The organism is Amycolatopsis stemonae (genome assembly GCF_054781455.1).
The window spans coordinates 206,563-223,965 of record NZ_BAAGUJ010000014.1; the positions used below are offsets into that span (position 1 = coordinate 206,563).

17 protein-coding genes are annotated in these 17,403 nt (G+C 72.1%); 3 read left to right on the top strand and 14 right to left on the bottom strand.

The window, feature by feature from the left end:
• Nucleotides 1-85 precede the first annotated feature (85 nt).
• Nucleotides 86-2,794 carry a GH92 family glycosyl hydrolase gene (locus ACYVLJ_RS37800; protein WP_460442265.1) on the top strand — a complete coding sequence of 903 codons (2,709 nt, stop codon included), beginning with the start codon at nucleotides 86-88 and terminating at the stop codon, nucleotides 2,792-2,794.
• On the opposite strand, the gene ACYVLJ_RS37805 is transcribed toward ACYVLJ_RS37800, so the two are convergent.
• The 3 genes from ACYVLJ_RS37805 to ACYVLJ_RS37815 all read right to left on the bottom strand — a co-directional run bounded on the left by ACYVLJ_RS37805 (nucleotide 2,785) and on the right by ACYVLJ_RS37815 (nucleotide 4,296).
• Nucleotides 2,785-3,402, bottom strand: coding sequence for a GNAT family N-acetyltransferase (locus ACYVLJ_RS37805; RefSeq protein WP_460442266.1), 618 nt, complete (start codon nucleotides 3,400-3,402; stop codon nucleotides 2,785-2,787). The two genes, ACYVLJ_RS37800 and ACYVLJ_RS37805, sit on opposite strands and share 10 nt — an antisense overlap.
• A 40-nt stretch (nucleotides 3,403-3,442) precedes the next feature.
• Nucleotides 3,443-3,700 carry a hypothetical protein gene (locus ACYVLJ_RS37810; protein WP_451986568.1) on the bottom strand — a complete coding sequence of 86 codons (258 nt, stop codon included), beginning with the start codon at nucleotides 3,698-3,700 and terminating at the stop codon, nucleotides 3,443-3,445.
• Nucleotides 3,701-3,837: 137 nt separating this feature from the next.
• Nucleotides 3,838-4,296 (bottom strand): Lrp/AsnC family transcriptional regulator, encoded by a 459-nt coding sequence (locus tag ACYVLJ_RS37815; protein WP_460442267.1) that lies wholly within the window; start codon nucleotides 4,294-4,296, stop codon nucleotides 3,838-3,840.
• Between the two features lie 77 nt (nucleotides 4,297-4,373).
• Here ACYVLJ_RS37815 and ACYVLJ_RS37820 point away from each other — a divergent pair, with 77 nt between their 5' ends.
• The gene (locus tag ACYVLJ_RS37820) at nucleotides 4,374-5,408 is read left to right on the top strand and encodes a Glu/Leu/Phe/Val dehydrogenase dimerization domain-containing protein (protein ID WP_460442268.1); all 1,035 of its coding nucleotides are present in this window, start codon (nucleotides 4,374-4,376) and stop codon (nucleotides 5,406-5,408) included.
• Here ACYVLJ_RS37820 and ACYVLJ_RS37825 read toward each other — a convergent pair.
• The 8 genes from ACYVLJ_RS37825 to ACYVLJ_RS37860 all read right to left on the bottom strand — a co-directional run bounded on the left by ACYVLJ_RS37825 (nucleotide 5,377) and on the right by ACYVLJ_RS37860 (nucleotide 12,935).
• Nucleotides 5,377-6,627 (bottom strand): ABC transporter substrate-binding protein, encoded by a 1,251-nt coding sequence (locus ACYVLJ_RS37825; protein ID WP_451986572.1) that lies wholly within the window; start codon nucleotides 6,625-6,627, stop codon nucleotides 5,377-5,379. The two genes, ACYVLJ_RS37820 and ACYVLJ_RS37825, sit on opposite strands and share 32 nt — an antisense overlap.
• The gene (locus ACYVLJ_RS37830; RefSeq protein WP_460442281.1) at nucleotides 6,624-7,709 is read right to left on the bottom strand and encodes a branched-chain amino acid ABC transporter permease; all 1,086 of its coding nucleotides are present in this window, start codon (nucleotides 7,707-7,709) and stop codon (nucleotides 6,624-6,626) included. Before ACYVLJ_RS37830 ends, ACYVLJ_RS37825 begins: the two co-directional genes overlap by 4 nt.
• A gap of 64 nt (nucleotides 7,710-7,773) precedes the next feature.
• Nucleotides 7,774-8,652, bottom strand: coding sequence for a branched-chain amino acid ABC transporter permease (locus tag ACYVLJ_RS37835; protein WP_451986574.1), 879 nt, complete (start codon nucleotides 8,650-8,652; stop codon nucleotides 7,774-7,776).
• Nucleotides 8,649-9,422, bottom strand: a complete 774-nt coding sequence (locus tag ACYVLJ_RS37840; RefSeq protein ID WP_451986576.1) for an ABC transporter ATP-binding protein — start codon at nucleotides 9,420-9,422, stop codon at nucleotides 8,649-8,651. The genes ACYVLJ_RS37835 and ACYVLJ_RS37840 overlap by 4 nt, the downstream gene beginning before the upstream one ends.
• Entirely contained in the window at nucleotides 9,419-10,228 is an 810-nt protein-coding gene (locus ACYVLJ_RS37845) for an ABC transporter ATP-binding protein (protein WP_451986578.1), read from the bottom strand. The genes ACYVLJ_RS37840 and ACYVLJ_RS37845 overlap by 4 nt, the downstream gene beginning before the upstream one ends.
• Nucleotides 10,229-10,346: 118 nt before the next feature.
• Nucleotides 10,347-11,162, bottom strand: coding sequence for a PHP domain-containing protein (locus ACYVLJ_RS37850; protein WP_460442269.1), 816 nt, complete (start codon nucleotides 11,160-11,162; stop codon nucleotides 10,347-10,349).
• A gap of 13 nt (nucleotides 11,163-11,175) precedes the next feature.
• Nucleotides 11,176-11,799 (bottom strand): response regulator, encoded by a 624-nt coding sequence (locus ACYVLJ_RS37855; protein WP_451986582.1) that lies wholly within the window; start codon nucleotides 11,797-11,799, stop codon nucleotides 11,176-11,178.
• The gene (locus tag ACYVLJ_RS37860) at nucleotides 11,796-12,935 is read right to left on the bottom strand and encodes a GAF domain-containing sensor histidine kinase (RefSeq protein ID WP_460442270.1); all 1,140 of its coding nucleotides are present in this window, start codon (nucleotides 12,933-12,935) and stop codon (nucleotides 11,796-11,798) included. The genes ACYVLJ_RS37855 and ACYVLJ_RS37860 overlap by 4 nt, the downstream gene beginning before the upstream one ends.
• An 84-nt stretch (nucleotides 12,936-13,019) precedes the next feature.
• Here ACYVLJ_RS37860 and ACYVLJ_RS37865 point away from each other — a divergent pair, with 84 nt between their 5' ends.
• Nucleotides 13,020-15,755: an FAD-binding and (Fe-S)-binding domain-containing protein gene (locus ACYVLJ_RS37865; protein ID WP_460442271.1), complete on the top strand. Its 2,736-nt coding sequence runs from the start codon at nucleotides 13,020-13,022 to the stop codon at nucleotides 15,753-15,755.
• Here ACYVLJ_RS37865 and ACYVLJ_RS37870 read toward each other — a convergent pair.
• The 3 genes from ACYVLJ_RS37870 to ACYVLJ_RS37880 all read right to left on the bottom strand — a co-directional run.
• Nucleotides 15,732-16,634, bottom strand: a complete 903-nt coding sequence (locus ACYVLJ_RS37870) for a phosphotransferase family protein (RefSeq protein ID WP_460442272.1) — start codon at nucleotides 16,632-16,634, stop codon at nucleotides 15,732-15,734. The two genes, ACYVLJ_RS37865 and ACYVLJ_RS37870, sit on opposite strands and share 24 nt — an antisense overlap.
• A gap of 29 nt (nucleotides 16,635-16,663) precedes the next feature.
• Nucleotides 16,664-17,230, bottom strand: coding sequence for a TetR/AcrR family transcriptional regulator (locus ACYVLJ_RS37875; protein ID WP_460442273.1), 567 nt, complete (start codon nucleotides 17,228-17,230; stop codon nucleotides 16,664-16,666).
• A 41-nt stretch (nucleotides 17,231-17,271) separates the two neighbouring features.
• Nucleotides 17,272-17,403 (bottom strand): integrase core domain-containing protein (locus tag ACYVLJ_RS37880; protein ID WP_460442282.1); only part of this gene is annotated, 132 nt, incomplete at its 5' end.

Genomic DNA, 17,403 nt, shown 5'->3' on the forward strand with positions numbered 1-17,403 from the left:
CGCGCTGACAACGTTGTCACCACCTTGCCCAGCGCCCGGCAACGTTGTCGCGCGGCGGAAGCGTGCGACTAGGAGGGAAGGTTCCATGTCCGGACCACTGGCCAGACGGCTGCGCGGGGCCGCGCTCGCGGTCATCCTCGCGAGCGCGGGGCTCGCCACGCTGCCCGCACCCGCGGGAGCCGCCGACCTCGCCCTCACCCAGTACGTGAACCCCTTCATCGGCACCGACAACAGCAACTCGCCCAACCCGGTGCCCGGGGGCGCCGGCGGCAGCACGTACCCGGGCGCCGTCGTGCCGTTCGGGATGGTGCAGTTCAGCCCGGACACCCCGACCGCGTCGCCGTCGGGGTACCGCTACAGCGACACCAGCATCGAGGAGTTCAGCCTCACCCACTTCAACGGCGCGGGCTGCCCCAACAACGAGGACCTCGGCCTGCTGCCGATCACCGGCGCCATCGGCACGTCGCCGGGCACCGGGTGGACGGGGTACGCCGGCCGCTACACGAAGGCGAACGAGTCGGCCGCGCCCGGCTACTACAAGAACAAGCTCGACAACTACAACACGTCCGTCGAGCTGTCGGCCACCAAGCGGTCCGGCTTCATGAAGCTGACCTACCCGAACACGACGTCCGCGCGGCTGCTCGTCAACACCGGCCGCAGCGCCACCGGCAGCCGCACCGGATCCATCAGCATCAGTGGCAGCCAGCTCACCGGATCGGTGACCGGCGGCGGGTTCTGCGGCTCTTCCAAGACGTACCAGATCTTCTACGTGATCCAGTTCGACCGCGCGCCCAGCGGGTTCGGCACCTGGCTCGGCGGCACGGTGAGCGCCGGGTCGTCGAGCACGAGTGGCACGAACTCCGGCGGCTACGTCACCTTCGACACCTCGAGCAACGCCACGGTGCAGGCGAAGGTCGGGATTTCTTTCGTCAGCCTGGCGAACGCGCAGGCGAACCTCGCCGCCGAGACCCCCGGCTTCGACTTCGCCGGGACGCGCGCCGCGGCCGACGCGAGCTGGAACAGCATCCTCAACCGCGTGCAGGTGACCGGGGGCGCGGCCGCGGACCTGCAGAAGTTCTACACGGCGCTGTACCACGTCTTCCAGAACCCGAACATCGCCAGCGACACGAACGGCCAGTACCGCGGGTTCGACCAGGCGATCCACACGGCGTCGCACACCGTCTACCAGAACTACTCCGGCTGGGACATCTACCGCTCGTGGGCCGCGCTGATCGGGTTGATCGCCCCCGCGGAAGCCAGTGACATCGCGAAGTCGATGGTGCTGGACGGCCAGCAGGGCGGGCTGCTGCCCAAGTGGTCGCACAACAACAACGAGCACTTCGTGATGACCGGCGACCCCGGCCCGATCATCGTCGGCAGCATGTACGCCTTCGGGGTCCGCGGCTTCGACACCGCGGCCGCGCTGACGCTGATGGACAAGAGCTCCAACGGCGGAACCGCGCAGGGGCAGGCGATCCGCGGCCGCCAGTCCGGGTACGTCAGCCGGCACTACATCACCGAAGACCCGTCGGACTCGCTCGAGTACTCGGCGTCGGACTTCGCGGTGGCGCAGTTCGCGAAAGCCTTGGGCGACACCACGAAGTACAGCACCTACATGCAGCGTGCCCAGTGGTGGCAGAACGTGTACGGCCCCGACTCGGGCTACATCCAGCCGCGGGGCAGCACCGGCACGTTCGCCTGGCCGGTGGTGCCGTCGAGCAACAGCGGCTACACCGAGGGCAACCCGTCGCAGTACACGTGGATGGTGCCCTACAACTACCAGGGCCTGATCAACCTGATGGGCGGCGCGAAGACCGCCGTGCAGCGGCTGGACCACCACTTCACCCAGCTCAACGGCGGCCTGACCCAGCCGTACTTCTACATCGGCAACGAGCCCGAGCACGGCGTGCCGTGGGCGTACAACTACGCCGCCCACCCGCAGGGCACCAGCTCGGCGGTGCGGCGCGTGATGAACGAGTCGTTCACCACCGGCGCGGGCGGCCTGCCCGGCAACGACGACCTCGGCGCCACCTCGGCGTGGTACGTCTTCGCCGCGCTGGGCATGTACCCGTCGACGCCGGGCGCGGACGTCCTGGCCCTGCACGGCCCGCTGTTCCCGGCGGTGGCGATCGTGCGCCCGAGCGGCACGATCCAGATCACCGGTTCCGGTGCCGGGCAGGGGGCCCAGTACGTCCAGAGCGCGAGCGTCAACGGCACGGCGACGACCAAGTCGTGGATCCGCTACGGCGACATCGCGGGCGCGTCGACGCTGGACTTCACGATGGGCTCGTCGCCGAGCGCCTGGGGCACGAGCGCCTCGGACGTCCCGCCGTCGTACAACGACGGGTTCACGCCGCCGCCGGCCGCGCCGGACCTCGGCACGAACCTGGCGCAGGGCAAGGCGGCCACGGGCTCGGCGACGTGCAACTCCGCCGAGAGCGCGGCCAACGCCGTCGACGGCAGCCTGGCGGGCAACAGCAAGTTCTGCACCACGGCCGCCACGAAGTTCCTGCAGGTGGACCTCGGGTCGGCGCAGAACGTGTCGTCGTTCGTGGTCAAGCACGCCGGCCTGGGCGGGGAGACGACGGCCTGGAACACCGGCGCGTTCACGATCCAGACGTCGACCGACGGCTCGAACTGGACGACGGTCGCGTCGGTGACCGGCTCGCGGGCCAGCCGCACCTACAGCCCGATCGCGACGCGGTCGGCCCGGTACGTGAAGCTGAACATCACGACCCCGGCCAACGACGGCAACGGCGCGGCCCGGATCTACGAGTTCGAGGTCTACCGCTGACCCGCCGGTCGTGAGTGGTCAGGGCGGTGCTCACCGCCCTGACCACTCACGACAAGCCATTGCTCGCGGGTGATCGCGTACTCGACTTCGCCGTGCTCACTGCCCGGGGCGCGCTCGTGCTCCGCGAACTCCTCGAAGTACGTGCGGACGAACGTCATCCCCAGTTTTTCCATGACGCGCCGGGATCGCTTGTTCACCGTCATGGTGAACGCCGTGACGCGCCGGACCCCCAGTTCGGTGAACCCCTTCGCGAGCAGGGCCGCCGAGCCTTCCGTGCCGTAGCCCTTGCCCCAGGCCGCCTGGTGCAGGCGGTAGCCAAGCTCCGGCTCGTCGGCCGGGTCCTGCGGGCGCGGGCGGAAGTGGAACCACCCCAGGAAAACGCCGCTGCTCTTCTCGATCGCCGCCCAGAACCCGTAGCCGGGGAAACGCTCGTAGTAACCGAGGAACGCGGGGAGATCCCGTTCGACGATCTCGGTGCGGTCCGCCGGCCGGCCCCCATTCAGGTACTTCATCACGGCGGGGTCGTCGTAGAGCGCGAAGAGCGCGTCGGCGTCGTTCTCGGTGAACCGGCGGAGGATCAGCCGCTCGGTTTCGAGGAATACGTGCATCGGGTGATGCTGTCAGGGACCCCAGTGTGTGGCAACGCGTTTACGCGGCGAGAGCGAACTCCGCGCCGAGTGCGAGGGTGCCGGCCTCGGTGAGCAGCGCGGGCACGCGGTCCCCGCACTTGCCGGGCCGGGCGGGCGCGATCAGGCCGAGCCGGGCGAGCCGGTGCACGGTGGACTGGTCGCAGCAGCTCAGGCCGTCGATGAACAGGTCGGGCTCGCAGCTGCAGCTGATCTCGGCGTGGCCCCCGGCCACGGCTCTCAATGTGGCCCGCTCACGGTGGTTCAGTTCGGTGATCATGGCGGAGCCTCCTTCCCGTCCTGCTCATTAGACCGCCCACCACCGACAGTTTTCGCCTCTCAGCGTGCGAACAGGGGTATTTCGAGGGTTTCACTTAGGGGTGTGTCGCGTCCTTTCCGGGTGATCCCCGGATACCCCTACGTGAGCGGTTCAAGCATCGTCTTGCGCAGGTGGCGGAAAACGATCGACGTGCGGAAGCCGACGATCTCCCGGCGCAGGGCCAGCCGGTCGGTCAGGAAAGCGTGCAGGGCGTCGATGTCCGGCGTGGTGACTTCGATCAGGAAATCGTCACTGCCCGCGGTCACGTACACCGAGAGCACCTCCGGCAGGTCCGCGATCGAACGCTGGAAGGAATCGATCACGGCCCGGCTCAACGGCCGCACCTGCGCCGTGACGAGCGCCCGGACGCCGCGGTTGAGGCTCGCCAGGTCGATGTCGGCGTGGTAGCCGCGGATGACGCCGCGTTCGCGCAGCAGCCGGATGCGCTCGAGGCACGTCGAGGGCGCGATGCCGACCTTCCGGGCGATGTCCCGGTTGGTCTGCCGCGCGTCCTGCTGCAGTTGCCGCACGATCGCCGAATCAAGTTCGTCGAGCACCCGGACCTCCCTGCCGAATCCGAATTTCGTTCGGAGACTTGCCGATATCGCCGACAATCACTCTAACTTCACTCCACATGACCGCACATGAGCAACTCGTCGCCCGCCGGGGCCGTCGTTCCGGTGTCACGACGATGGTCGCGATCCATTCGACCGTCCTCGGCCCGGCCACCGGCGGCTGCCGCCTGAAGCCGTACGCCACGCTGACCGACGCCGTCGACGACGTGCTGCGCCTGTCGGCCGCGATGACGGCGAAGTGCGCCGTCGCCGGGCTCGCCTTCGGCGGCGGCAAGAGCGTGATCGCCCTGGAACCCGGGCGCCTGCTGTCGCCGGAGGAGCGCCGAGACGTCCTGCTCGACCACGCCGACCTGGTCGCCGAGTTCGGCGGGACCTACCTGGCCGGCCCGGACGTCGGCACCGGCCCGGCCGACATGCTGGTGCTGCGCGAGGTCTCGGCATTCGCGCTCTGCGCGCCCGAGTCCGCGGGCGGCACCGGCTCCTCCAGCGGCCCGACGGCCCTCGGCGTGCTCGCCGCGTTGCGGGCCGCCGGCGGCTCGCCGGACCTGACCGGCCGCCGGATCGTCATCAGCGGCTACGGCTCGGTCGGCGCCCACCTGGCGGCGAGCCTGCGGGCGGGCGGCGCGGACGTCGTCGTCTCCGACATCGACCCGGCGAAGCGCGCGGACGCCGAAAGCAGCGGGCTGACCTGGGCCGAGCCCGAGAAGGCGCTCACCCTGACGGCCGACGTCGTCGTCCCGGCGGCCGTCGGCGGGGTGCTGAGCCCCGAGACGGTGGCCCGGCTCGACACGCCGGTGGTCGTCGGCCCGGCCAACAACCAGCTCACCGACGACTCCGTGGCCGACGACCTCGCCGCGCGCGGCGTCCTCTGGGTCCCGGACTACGTGGCGAGCGCGGGCGGGGTCGTCTACACGCTCTCGCGCGAAGCCGAAGGCCTGGACCACGAAGCCGCGCTCGCCCGCGTCGAGACGATCGAGCAGACCGTCACGGACCTCCTGGAGGCCGCCAAGGCCCACGCGACCACCCCGCTGGCGGAGGCGGCCGCGCTGGCCGAGCGGCGGCTCACTTCTGGTGCGGCGCCACGTACTCCTTAGCCTCGGGCGCTTCGAACAGCGGCTTGACGTACCGGACGCCGCCCTCGGCGGTGGCGTCCGGGGTCGCCGCGTACACCTGGCGCGTGGCCGGCGTGCCCGGCTTCGAGAAGTCGAGCGCCGCGACCAGGTTGTCCGTGCTCGCCGACGTCGTCTGCTTCAGCGCCGCGGCGATGCCGTCGCGGGTGAGGTCCTTGTTGTCGCAGGCCTTCTTCAGCACCGCGCCCCAGACTTCGCCGACCGCGTAGCCGTAGGGGACGCCGCCGTTGGGCGTTTCCTTGTACGTGGCCTTGTACTTCGCGGCGACGTCCTTCGCCTTGGGCAGGTCGGCCGAGAACGGCACGCTGCTGGCGACGACCGTGAGCTTGTCGAGCGCGCTCGCCGCCGGGCTCTTCAGCAGCTGCGGGTCGAACGTCGGGTTGTTGCCCAGCACCGGCACGTTCAGCCCGAGCGCCTTGTTCGCCGCGACCGCGGACCCGGTCTGCGCGGGCGTGGTGGTCAGCGCGATCACCTTGACCCCGGCGCCCTTGAGCCCGGTGACGACGTTGGTGAGGTCGCTGTCGGTCGAGGTGATCTTGACTTCCTTGACCGTGAGGTTGTGCTTCTTGGCGTAGAACTGCGAGCCGCGCAGGCCGTTCTTGCCGTACTCGCCGTCGATGTACACGTGCCCGATCGTGTCGCCGTCCTTGAGCAGGCCCTGCTCCTGCAGGTACGAGAGGCCGTCGATCATCTCCAGGTCGTAGGTGGTGCCGACGATCATCACGTACGGGTTGTCCAGCAGCTCGGACGACCACGACGCGGGCGCGGCGACGGCCTTGTCGGTGGCCAGGTTCTGCTTCAGCGCGGCGACCACCGGCGAGCCGAGCAGCTGGACGAACCCGAGCACCTTCGGCTCGATCTGCGGGTACAGCGTCTTCGCCGTGTCGGCCTTGTAGCCGTGGTCGACCTCTTCGAGCTTCACCTGGCGGCCGCAGACGCCGCCGGCGGCGTTGAAGTCCTTGGCCCACAGCTCGTTGCCCTGCGTGACGCCGAGGCCGAGGTTCTTGAAGACGCCGGACTTGTCGGTCATCACGCCGAGGGTGACTTCGGAAGCCGTCACTCCCTTGCCGGTCTTGACGCCGGAGCTGTCCGAGCCCGACGAGCCAGCGTCGTTCGCCTTCGTGCTGCACGCCGAGAGCGCGAGGACGGCCGCCAGCGCCGCCGCCAGGTGTGTGCGTTTCATGGTTCCTCCGGGGGTTGACGGCGGGCACGGGTGAGCCGGCGGCCGATCGCGGCGAGCCCGCCCGGCTCGAACAGCACGACGAGGATGATCGCGGCGCCGTAGACGAACGAGCTGACCAGCACGGGGGTCAGCGCGCCGTCGCCGGTGCCGGAGAACCAGCCCAGGTCGGCCGAATACAGGGCGAGCACCTGCGGCAGGCCGTTGACGATGAGCGCGCCGACCAGCGCGCCGGGGACCGAGCCGAGCCCGCCGATGATGACCATCGCGAGGTAGGCGATGGACACGTTGATGCCGTAGGTGCCGAACTCGCTCTCGTCCGGCTTGAGGATGTCGAACCACAGCACGGTCATCGCACCGGCGAGGCCGCCGTAGGCCGAGGAGACGGCGAACGCGCCCGCCTTGGCGCGCAGCACGCTGACGCCCATCACCGCGGCGGCGGCCTCGTTGTCGCGCACGGCCCGCCACGACCGGCCGACCCGCCCGCGGACCGCGCCGCGCGCGATCACGAACGCCAGCACGGTGAGCAGCAGGAACAGGTACCAGGTGCGTTCGGCCTGCCGGATCGGCACGCCGAGGATCGAAAGCTGCGGTCCGTCGTCGGTGAACGGGAAGCCGAACAGGGAGAACGGCGCCGGGGCGCGTCCGGTGGACGTCCCGCCGGTGAGCTCCTCGGCCGACTGTCCGAAGTAGAGCCCCAGGAACACCAGGGCCAGCGACGCGACGCCGAGGTAGATCCCGCGCAGCCGCCCGGCGACCGGCGCGAAGGCCAGGCCCAGCAGCGCGGAGACGACCACCGCGCCGAGCAGCGACAGGCCGGGGTCGAGGCCGAAGCCGACGACGCGGTCGTCGCCGGTGGGCCCGGACAGCACGGTGTACGCGGTGCCCCCGGCGAGCAGGAAGAACGCGTGGGCCAGGGAAAGCTGCCCGGCCTGCCCGACCACCAGCGTGAGCCCGATCGCGCCGACGCCACCGATCATCATGTACTGCCCGGCCTTCAGCCAGGCCGCGTCGATGTAGAGCGGCAGGGCGAGCAGGACGACCAGCAGGGCGAGCCAGGCGACGGTGCGCACCAGCTTCGCCAGGCCGCGTCCCGGCCGCGGCGGGGTTTCGCCCGCGGGTGGTGCGTCCACTTCGGACACGGCGCTCTCAGACACGCGTTCGCTCCCTCGTGCCGAACAGCCCCGAGGGCCGCACCACCAGGACCACCAGCATCACCAGGAACACCGCGCTCTTCGAGAAGTCGAACGAGACGTACTGCGCGGAGAGCGCTTCCACGATGCCGACGACCAGGCCGCCGACCACCGCACCCGCCGTCGAGTCGAGCCCGCCGAGGATCGCCGCGGGAAACGCGGCCAGCGCGATCGAGTGCGTCCCGCGGGAAAGCCCGGCGCCGGAGAAGTCCTGCGTCGCGATGAACAGGACCGCGACACCGGCCAGCAGCCCCGCGACCAGCCACGCCGTCGCGGTGACGCGGGAGCTGCGGATGCCCATCAGCGCGGCGGCTTCGCGGTTCTCCGCCTGGGCCCGCATCGCGACGCCCCAGTTCGAGTACTTGAAGGCCAGCCAGAACGCCGTGATCAGCACCGCGGCGACGCCGAGCGCGACCAGGTGGGTGCGGAAGAGCGTGATCCCGCCGAGCTGGAACGGCTTCGCGTCCCAGGCGTCGCCGAGGAAGGGCAGCGTGACGCCGAGGCGGCGCACGATCTCCTCGGTGACGATCACGTCGACGCCGATGGTGAGCAGCGCCAGGCTGTTCGCGTCGGCGTGCCGGGAGCGCGACAGCAACAGCCGCTCCACCAGCAGGCCGAGCAGCCCGGCCGCGACGATCCCGACCAGCGACGCGCCCAGCCAGCCCAGCGCGTCCCGCGTCACCACGACGAGGTAGCCGCCGAAGAGCACGAGCGAGCCGTGCGCGAAGTTGACCACTTCGGTGGCCTTGAAGATGATGACGAACCCCAGGGCCAGCAACGCGAACACCGCGCCCTTGCCGAGGCCGTTCACCGTGAGCTGCAGGAAGGTGTTCACGCCGCCTCCGTGCCGAGGTAGGCCTTGATGACGTCCGGATCGGACTGGACCTGCGCGGGGGTGCCGTCGGCGATGCGGCGGCCGAAGTCGAGCACGGTGACGCGGTCGGCGATGCCCATCACCAGGCCCATGTCGTGCTCGACGAGCAGGATCGAGATGCCCAGCTCGGCGCGGATCCCGCTGATCGTGCCGGCCAGTTCCGCGGTCTCCGCCGCGTTCATCCCGGCCGCGGGCTCGTCGAGCAGGAGCAGCACCGGCTCGACGGCCAGCGCGCGGGCCAGGTCGACGCGCTTGACAACGCCGTAGGGGAGCGCGCCCACGGGGGCGTCGACGACCGCGCCGAGGCCGAGGAACGCGCAGATCTCCCGCGCGCGTCCGGCGTGCCGGCGTTCGGCGCGGACCGTCCACGGCAGGTGCAGGCCGGTCTCGAGGAAGCCGCCGCGGGTCAGCGCGTGCCGGCCGAGCATGACGTTGTCCAGCACGGTCGAGCCCGGGGAGAGCGCGGCGTTCTGGAACGACCGGCCGACGCCGAGGCGGGCGAGCTGGTGCGGCGCGAGCCCGGTCAGCTCGGTGTCCCCGAGCCGCACGCGGCCGGCGTTCGCCCGGTAGAGGCCGCTGATCACGTTGAAGCAGCTGGACTTCCCGGCACCGTTCGGGCCGATCAGCGCGTGCAACGACCCGGGCGCGACGGTGAAGCTCACGTCGTCGAGGGCGCGGATCCCGCCGAAGCGCAGGGACACGCTCTCGACGCGCAGCTCCGGCGGCGTCATCCGGCCCACCTCGACAGCTTCCGCCCGGCGAGCCGCGCGCGGGCGGTTTCCGCCTCGGCGTCGGCGGTCTCCTGCGATTCCGCGTGCCCGCCGAGGTAGAGCCGCTGGACGTCCTGGCTGGCGGCCAGTTCGGCGGCCGTCCCGGCGAGCGCGACCCGGCCGACTTCGAGCACGACGGCGTGCTGGGCGACGTTGAGCGCCATCACGGCGTTCTGCTCGACCAGCACGACCGCGGTGCCCTGCTCGTGGATCTCGCGGACGGTCCGGGCGATCTGCTCGACGACCTTCGGCGCCAGGCCCAGCGACGGCTCGTCGAGCAACAGCAGCTTCGGCGCGGACATCAGCGCGCGGCCGATCGCCAGCATCTGCTGCTCGCCGCCGGACAGCAGCCCGGCGCGCTGCTTCGCGCGTTCCTTGAGCACGGGGAACAGCGCGTCGACCCGCTCGCGGGCGGTGGCGCGTTCGGCGGCGGTCCGGGCGCCGATGCCGCCGGCCCGCAGGTTCTCCTCGACGGTCATCCGCGCGAAGACCTGCCGCCCCTCGGGCACGCCGACGACGCCGAGCCGGACGATCCGCGCCGGGTCGAGCTTGCCCAGCGCGTGGCCGTCGTACCGGATCTCGCCCGTTTCGATCGAGCCCCGGTGCATGCGCAGGGTGCCGGAGACGGCCCGCAGCAGGGTGGACTTCCCGGCGCCGTTGCTGCCGAGGACGGCCAGCACCCCGTCGGCGGAGACATCGAGGTCGACCCCGTGCAGGGCGGCCGTCGACCGGCCGTACCGCACCCGCAGGCCACGCACGGTCAGCACGTACTCACTCCAGGACGCAAGCCGCCTCCTCCGCTCGTGTGACGTGAGTCACGGTCGGTGGCGGTCATCCTGCGGTCGGCGGCGGCTCCCCGATACCCCCACCTGGAGACCCCGACGGCTACGAAACGGACACGGCGGACTCCCGGAGCGCGGCGAGCACCTCGGGCGACGTCGTGCATTCGCCCAGGTGGACGGGCTTGCGGTCGCCGTGGAAGTCACTCGATCCCGTCACGAGCAACCCGAGGTCGGCCGCCACTTCGCGCAGCGCCGACCGGACCTCCGGCGGCTGCTCGGGGTGGTCGGCCTCGATCCCGGCGAGCCCGGCTTCCGCCAGCCGGGCCAGCTGCGTGCCGGAGACCGCAGCGCGGCGCTTCACCGACCGCGGGTGGGCCAGCACGGCCACGCCGCCGGCCGACCGGACCAGGCCGATGGCGTCCACAGTGGACAGGACGTGCTTCGGCACGTCCGCCCGGCCGCCGTCGGCGATCCAGTCGGCCGTGAAGGCGTCGGTGATGCCGGCGGCGGCCAGCGCCGCGGCGATGTGGGGACGCCCGAGCGGCGCGCCCCCGGCGATCTCCCGGACCTGGGCCAGGGTGATCGGCGCCCCCAGCTCGCGGCACCGCTCGACCATGCGCTCGCCGCGGCGCTCGCGGTCGGTGCGGATCAGCTCGAGTTCCGCACCCAGCGCGGCGTGCCCGGGATCGACGAACAGACCCAGCAGGTGCACCTCGGCGTCGTCGAGGCGGCAGGAGATCTCGACGCCCGGGATCACCTCGATCCCGGCGGCCGCGGTGGCCGCCGGAAGGCCCGCGAAGGTGTCGTGGTCGGTGAGGGCGAACACCGTCAGCCCCGCCTCGGCGGCCAGCCGCGGCAGCTCGCCGGGCGGGGTCGTCCCGTCCGAAGCCGTGCTGTGCGTGTGCAGGTCGATCTTCACCCGTCGGAGGATCTCACAGCAGCCCGGCTTCGCTGGCCTTCCCGATCGCCTCGACGCGGTTGCGCGCGCCCAGCTTGTGCAGCGCCGACTGCAGGTACGTCTTGACCGTGTTGCGGGCCAGGCCCGTCGACTCCGCGATCTCCGGGTTCGTCTGCCCCTGCGCGGCCAGCCGCAGGACCTCGTACTCGCGGCGGGTCAGGCCGCTGCGGGCGAGGGCGTCCGAGCGTTGCCCGTCGTCGGGCAGGATCCGCGGGTCGACGACGCGCTCGCCGCGCAGCACCCGGCGCAGCGCCGCGACCAGGTCCGTGCCCGCGACGTCCTTCAGCAGGCAGCCGTGCGCGCCCGAGTCGAGCGCCGCCAGCACGCCCTGGTGGTCGCCGTGCGCGGTGAACACCACGATCCGCGCCGCCGGGTGGACGTGCCGCAGCTCGGCGATCACCTCCGGGGCCAGCATGTCCGGCAGCCGCAGGTCGAGCAGGATGAGGTCCGGCCGCAGCTGCGCGACCCGCTGGATCGCCGCCCGGCCCGACTCCGCCGAGCCCGCCACCCGCAGGCACGGGTCGGAGCGCAGGAGCAGGCTGACGCCGTCGCGGACCACCGGGTGGTCGTCGACGACGAGGACGGTCGCGGGCGTCACGGCCGCACCAGCGGCACCCAGGCGCGCAGGGTGCAGCCGTCGTCCTCGTCGCGGACGAGGCTGACCCGGCCGCCGAGCCGCAGGGCGCGCCCGCTCAAGGTCCGCAGGCCCATGCCGGTGCCCGGGACGTCGGTCGCGCCGGTCCCGTCGTCGGCGACGACCACCTGGACCCCGTCGTCGCTGGGCATCAGGCTGACGATCACCGTCGAGGCCCGGGCGTGCTTCTCGACGTTCAGCAGGCCCTCGCGGACCGCAGCCACCAGGAGCGCGGTCCGTTCGGCGTCCAGCGGTGGCACCGCCGCGAGCTGCACGAACCGCGCCGGGACACCGCAACGCGCCTGGAACGACCGGCAGTGCTCGGCCAGCTCGACCGGCAGCGCCCGCTCCGGGCTCGACTCCGCCAGCGCCAGCAGCGACTCCCGCAGGGCCCCGGCCGCCGCCGAGACGTCGCCTTCGAGCCGGCGCAGCCGCTCCGCCAGGCCGGGGTTGCCGAGCGCGTCGGCGTGCAGGTCGCGCACCTGGACGCCGATGGAGAACAGCAGCGCGCCGACGGAGTCGTGCAGCGCGCTCTGCATCCGCAGGCGCTCGCCCGCCACCGCGGACGCCCGGTCCGTCTCCGCGACCTTCGCCAGGTGCAGCGCGGTGCCGGCCTGCCGCGCGACCTCCTCCATCCGCCGGACGGCGTCGTCGCCGAAGTCGGCGGGCTCGCGCATGGCCGCGTACGCGATGGCGACCGTTTCGCCGCGGGCGACGATCGGGACGGCGAGCATCGCGGCCAGGCCCTCGCCGCGCACCTGGGCGTCGAAGTGGTGGGTGATCGCGGGCGAGCTGACGTAGTCGGTGACGCGCACCGGCCGTCCCAGCGCCAGCACCCGCCCGCCGATGCCCCGGCCCGTCGGCACCTCGAGGTCCTGCAGGGCGTCGGTGCGGTTGCCGGACATCCAGCGGATCACGGCCAGCCCCGGGCCGGTGAGCTCGCCGACGAACCCGGCCTTCGCGCCGACCGTCTCGCGGATCAGGCGCGCGGTCCCGTGCAGCGCGGCGACGCGGTCGAGCGTGCCGAGCAGCTTCTCCCGCTCGCGCAGCAGCTCGCCGAGTACGGCGCTGTGGTCGGCGACGTGCTCCTTTGCCGTCACGCGCCCACGATCGCACACGCGATGTGGTTTCGGACATACCCGGCTGGAGAGGTACCGGCGCGCTCCGTCCACTTGAATGGGGGTGTGGAGATCCTCACCGACGCCGCCACGCTCGCGCTGTACACGACCGACGCGTCCAACTACCGCCACGTGCCGAGCGGGGTGGTGCTGCCGGAAACGGCCGACGACGTCGCCGCCGCGGTCGCCGCCGCCCGCGCGCGCGACCTGCCGGTGATCGCGCGCGGCGGCGGGACGAGCGTCGCCGGGAACGCCTGCGGGCCGGGCCTGGTGATCGACACTTCGCGGCACGTCGGCGGCGTGCTCTCGCTCGACCCCTCGACGCGGCGCGCCCGGGTGCTGCCCGGCACGGTGCTGGACGACCTGCAGGCGGTGGCGGCGCCGCACGGGCTGCGGTTCGGCCCGGACCCGTCGACGCACAGCCGCTGCACGCTCGGCGGGATGATCGGCAACAACGCGTGCGGCTCGCACTCGGTGGCGTGGGGCCGCACGGTCGACGTCGTCCGTTCGCTGGACGTCCTGCTCTACGACGGCACGCGGCTGCGGGTCGGACCGGACGAGCCGGCCGAGGGCCGGATCTTCGACGAGCTGCGCGCGCTCGTGCGCGACAACCTGGCGTTGCTGCGCAAGGAACTTTCGACGTGGCCGCGGCGGGTGTCCGGCTACGGGCTCGAACACCTGCTGCCGGAGAACGGGTTCGACGTCGCGAAGGCGCTCGTCGGCTCGGAGGGCACCTGCGTCACGGTGCTCGAAGCCGAGGTCGAGCTGGCCGAGCTGCCCGCTCGTCGCGTGCTCGCCGTGCTGGGCTTCCCCTCGGACATCGCGGCGGCCGACGCGGTGCCCGCGATCCTGCCGTGGTCGCCGCTGACCGTCGAGGGCGTCGACGCCGAGCTCGTCGCGATGCTGCCGGGCCGCGCGGGCGAGCTGCCACCGGGCGGGGCGTGGCTGTTCGTGGAGCTGGCCGGTGACGACCCGGCCGAGCGGGCCCGGGCACTGGCGGCGTCGCTCGAACTGACCGGCTTCGCGATCGTCGACGACCCGGCCGCGCAGCGCGGGCTGTGGCGCATCCGTGAGGAAGGCGCGGGGCTGGCGACCCGGCTCGCGGACGGCTCGGAGGCCTGGCCGGGCTGGGAGGACGCGGCTGTCCCGCCCGAGCGGCTCGGCGCGTACCTGCGTGAGTTCAAGGAGCTGATGCGGGCGCACGGGCGGCGCAGCGTCGTCTACGGGCACTACGGCGAAGGTTGCCTGCACCTGCGGCTGGACTTCGACCTGCTGTCCGCTTCGGGCGTCGCCGGCTTCCGGCGGTTCCTGGAGGAGGCCGCGGACCTCGTCGCCTCGCACGGTGGCTCGCTCTCCGGTGAGCACGGCGACGGCCAGGCGCGGTCCGAGCTGCTGTCGCGGATGTACAGCCCCGAGATGATGGCCGTCTTCGGGCGGTTCAAGGCGATCTTCGACCCGGCCGGCCGGATGAACCCCGGCATCCTGGTGGCGCCGCGCGCGGTCGACGCGGACCTGCGCGTGCGGGCCACTTCGAAGTCCTTCGAGGACAGTGTCTTCCTCGGCTACCCGGACGATCGCGGGAGTTTCGGCCAGGCGATGCGGCGCTGCGTCGGCGTGGGGAAGTGCCGCAACACCAGCGGCGGTGGGGTGATGTGCCCCAGCTACCGGGCGACGCGCGAGGAACAGCACTCGACGCGCGGCCGTGCGCACCTGCTCGCCGAGATGATCAACGGCGAGGTGATCACCGACGGCTGGCGCTCCTCGGAAGTCCACGACGCGCTCGACCTGTGCCTGTCCTGCAAGGGATGCCTGTCGGACTGCCCGGTCGACGTCGACATGGCGACGTACAAGGCGGAGTTCCTGCACCAGCACTACCGGCGCCGGTTGCGCCCGGCGTCGCACTACTCGATGGGCTGGCTCCCGCTGTGGCTGCGGTTCAGCGCGCGGGTGCCCCGCCTGGCCAACGCCGTCGGCCGGTCTTCGGTGGCGCGCCTGGTGAAGCGGATCGGCGGGATCGCGCCGGAACGCGACCTGCCTTCCTTCCCGCCTTCGCCGTTCACGTCTTCGCGGGCGGACCTGCGGCGCCGGGCGTCGGGGGAGCGTCGCGTCGTGCTGTGGCCGGATTCGTTCAACAACTACCTGACGCCGTCGGTGCTCGACGCGGCCCACGAGGTCCTGACCGCCGCGGGCTACGACGTCGTGCTGCCGGACCGCGGAGTCTGTTGTGGACTGACGTGGGTGTCGACGGGCCAGCTCGGCGTCGCCCGCCGCGTCCTGGACCGGACGCTCGCGGTGCTCGCGCCGTACCTCGAAGACGGCTACGAGGTGGCCGGCCTGGAACCGAGCTGCACGGCGCTGTTCCGCGGCGACCTGCCGGCGCTCATGCCGGGCGACGCGCGGGCGTCCCTGCTGGCGTCCCGGACGTTCACGTTCGCGGAACTCCTCGAGCGCGCCCCGGTCCCGTTCGCGAACCTGGACGTCGACGCGATCACCCAGGTGCACTGCCACCAGCACGCGGTCCTGGGCTTCGGCCCCGACGAGTCCGCCCTGGCGGCGGCCGGCGTCCGGAACACGACCCTGGATTCGGGCTGCTGCGGCCTGGCAGGCAACTTCGGCTTCGAGCGCGGCCACTACGAGGTCTCGAAGGCGGTGGCGGAAGACCGCATGCTCCCGGCGATCCGCGAGGCGTCGCCGGGCACGCTCGTGGTGTCCGACGGGTTCAGCTGCCGGACCCAGATCGCCCAGGAATCCGGCCGGACGCCGGTGCACCTGGCGGAGCTACTGCGCCGCGCGCTGCCCTGAGCCCCACCAGGCCGTCGCCAGCGCGTCCAGCGTCGGCTCCGGGGGTGCGGGCATGACCTCGAAGTACCAGCTGAAGTCGCTGTAGACGTGCAGCAACGCATACGCGAGGCAGCGGCGCGGGTCGATCTCCCGCCCGTAACCGTCGAGCAGGCGGGCCAGCAGATCACCGTCGCCGCTCGAGATGAACAGGCCTGCCGCCACGAAGTCGTACTCCGCCGCGCCGCGCATCGCCGGTTCCCAGTCGAACAGGCCCGTGATGCGGCCGTCCGGGCCGAGCATCACGTGGTCGCGCATGAACTCCGTGTGCAGCGGCACGACCGGCGGCGTGCCGAGGTCGACCGAGTCGAGGAACGCCGGGATCCGCGCCACCCACGCCTCGTCCAGCTTCGTGCGCCGGTGGTGCTCGACGACCTTCGCGCGTTGCGCCGCCACGAACTCGGTCCAGCTCGCGGGGCCGAGGTGCGCCAGTCGCGGGTCGTCGACCGCGTGCAGCGTCGCCAGGAGCTCGCCGAGCTCGGGCATCAGGCGACGTCGATCCTCTGTGGACAGTGACGGCCAGGCTTCCTTGAGCGTCCGGCCGGGCAGGCGGCGCATCAGCAGCCAGCCCCAGCCGTCGTGCTCGCCGGCCTTCTCCAGCTCCGGCGCCGGGAGGACGCCGGGCAGCACCTCGAGCATCGTGCGCTCGGTGGCGAGTTCGTCGCGGTGGAGCGGCGGGTACAGCTTGAGGACGAGGTCCTCGCCCACGGCGTACACCGGCAGCGAGCCCTCGGCGAACGGGACGACGTCGCCGCGGCCCAGCAGGTTCGTGACCGCCGGGAGCAGGCTTTCGCGGGTGAGCGCGGCGAACTCGGCCTCGGTCGCCGCGGGCGGGAACGTCATGATCCGACCGTAGAGCCGCTGTCCAGCGGTTACTCGGTGCGCTCCAGCAGCGTCCGGGTCGCCGACAGCACGAGCCGGCAGATGTGCTCCGGGTCGGCGCTCGCGAGCGGTTCCTTGCCGGTGATCTCGCGGACCAGCCCGATGCCCAGCAGCCAGGCGAGCGCGAGGTCGGCGCGCAGTTCGGCGTCGGGGGCGTCGGTCAGCGTGGCGAGGGTCCGGGCGTATTCGCGGCCGAGCTCCTGCCGGATCGCGGCGGCGGCGCTGTCGTTGCCCGACGACCGCAGGTACGTCTGCAGGCTGCGGTTGCGGTCCGACACCTCGGGATCGAGCATGCTGCGCAGCGAGGTGCTGAAGAGCTGCTCGGGCGGGGTGGTCGCGATCTGCTCGCGCCCGGACCGGGCGATGACCTCCTCGAACAGGGCGTCCTTGGTGCCGAAGTAGCGGAAGAGCAGCGACTGGTTGACCCCGGCCAGCCCGGCGATGTCCCGCACGGTGGTCCGGTCGAAACCCCGCTCGGCGAACAGTCTCGCGGCGGCGTCGAGCAACGCCCGCCGCGTCGCGGCCGCGTCCCGCTTCCGGCCGGGCTGTTCCGTCATCGGAGCAGGTTAACCCGGCAAACGGGACGCGGCCCGGACGGCTAGGTGTGATGTCCGGGGAGGTTGGTCAGCCGGGTGATGGGTGTCTTGCCTCCGACGGATGAGTGGGGTCGGTGGTGATTGTAGAAGTGCAGCCACCCGGGCAGGGCTGACCTGCGGTCGTGTTCGCTGGG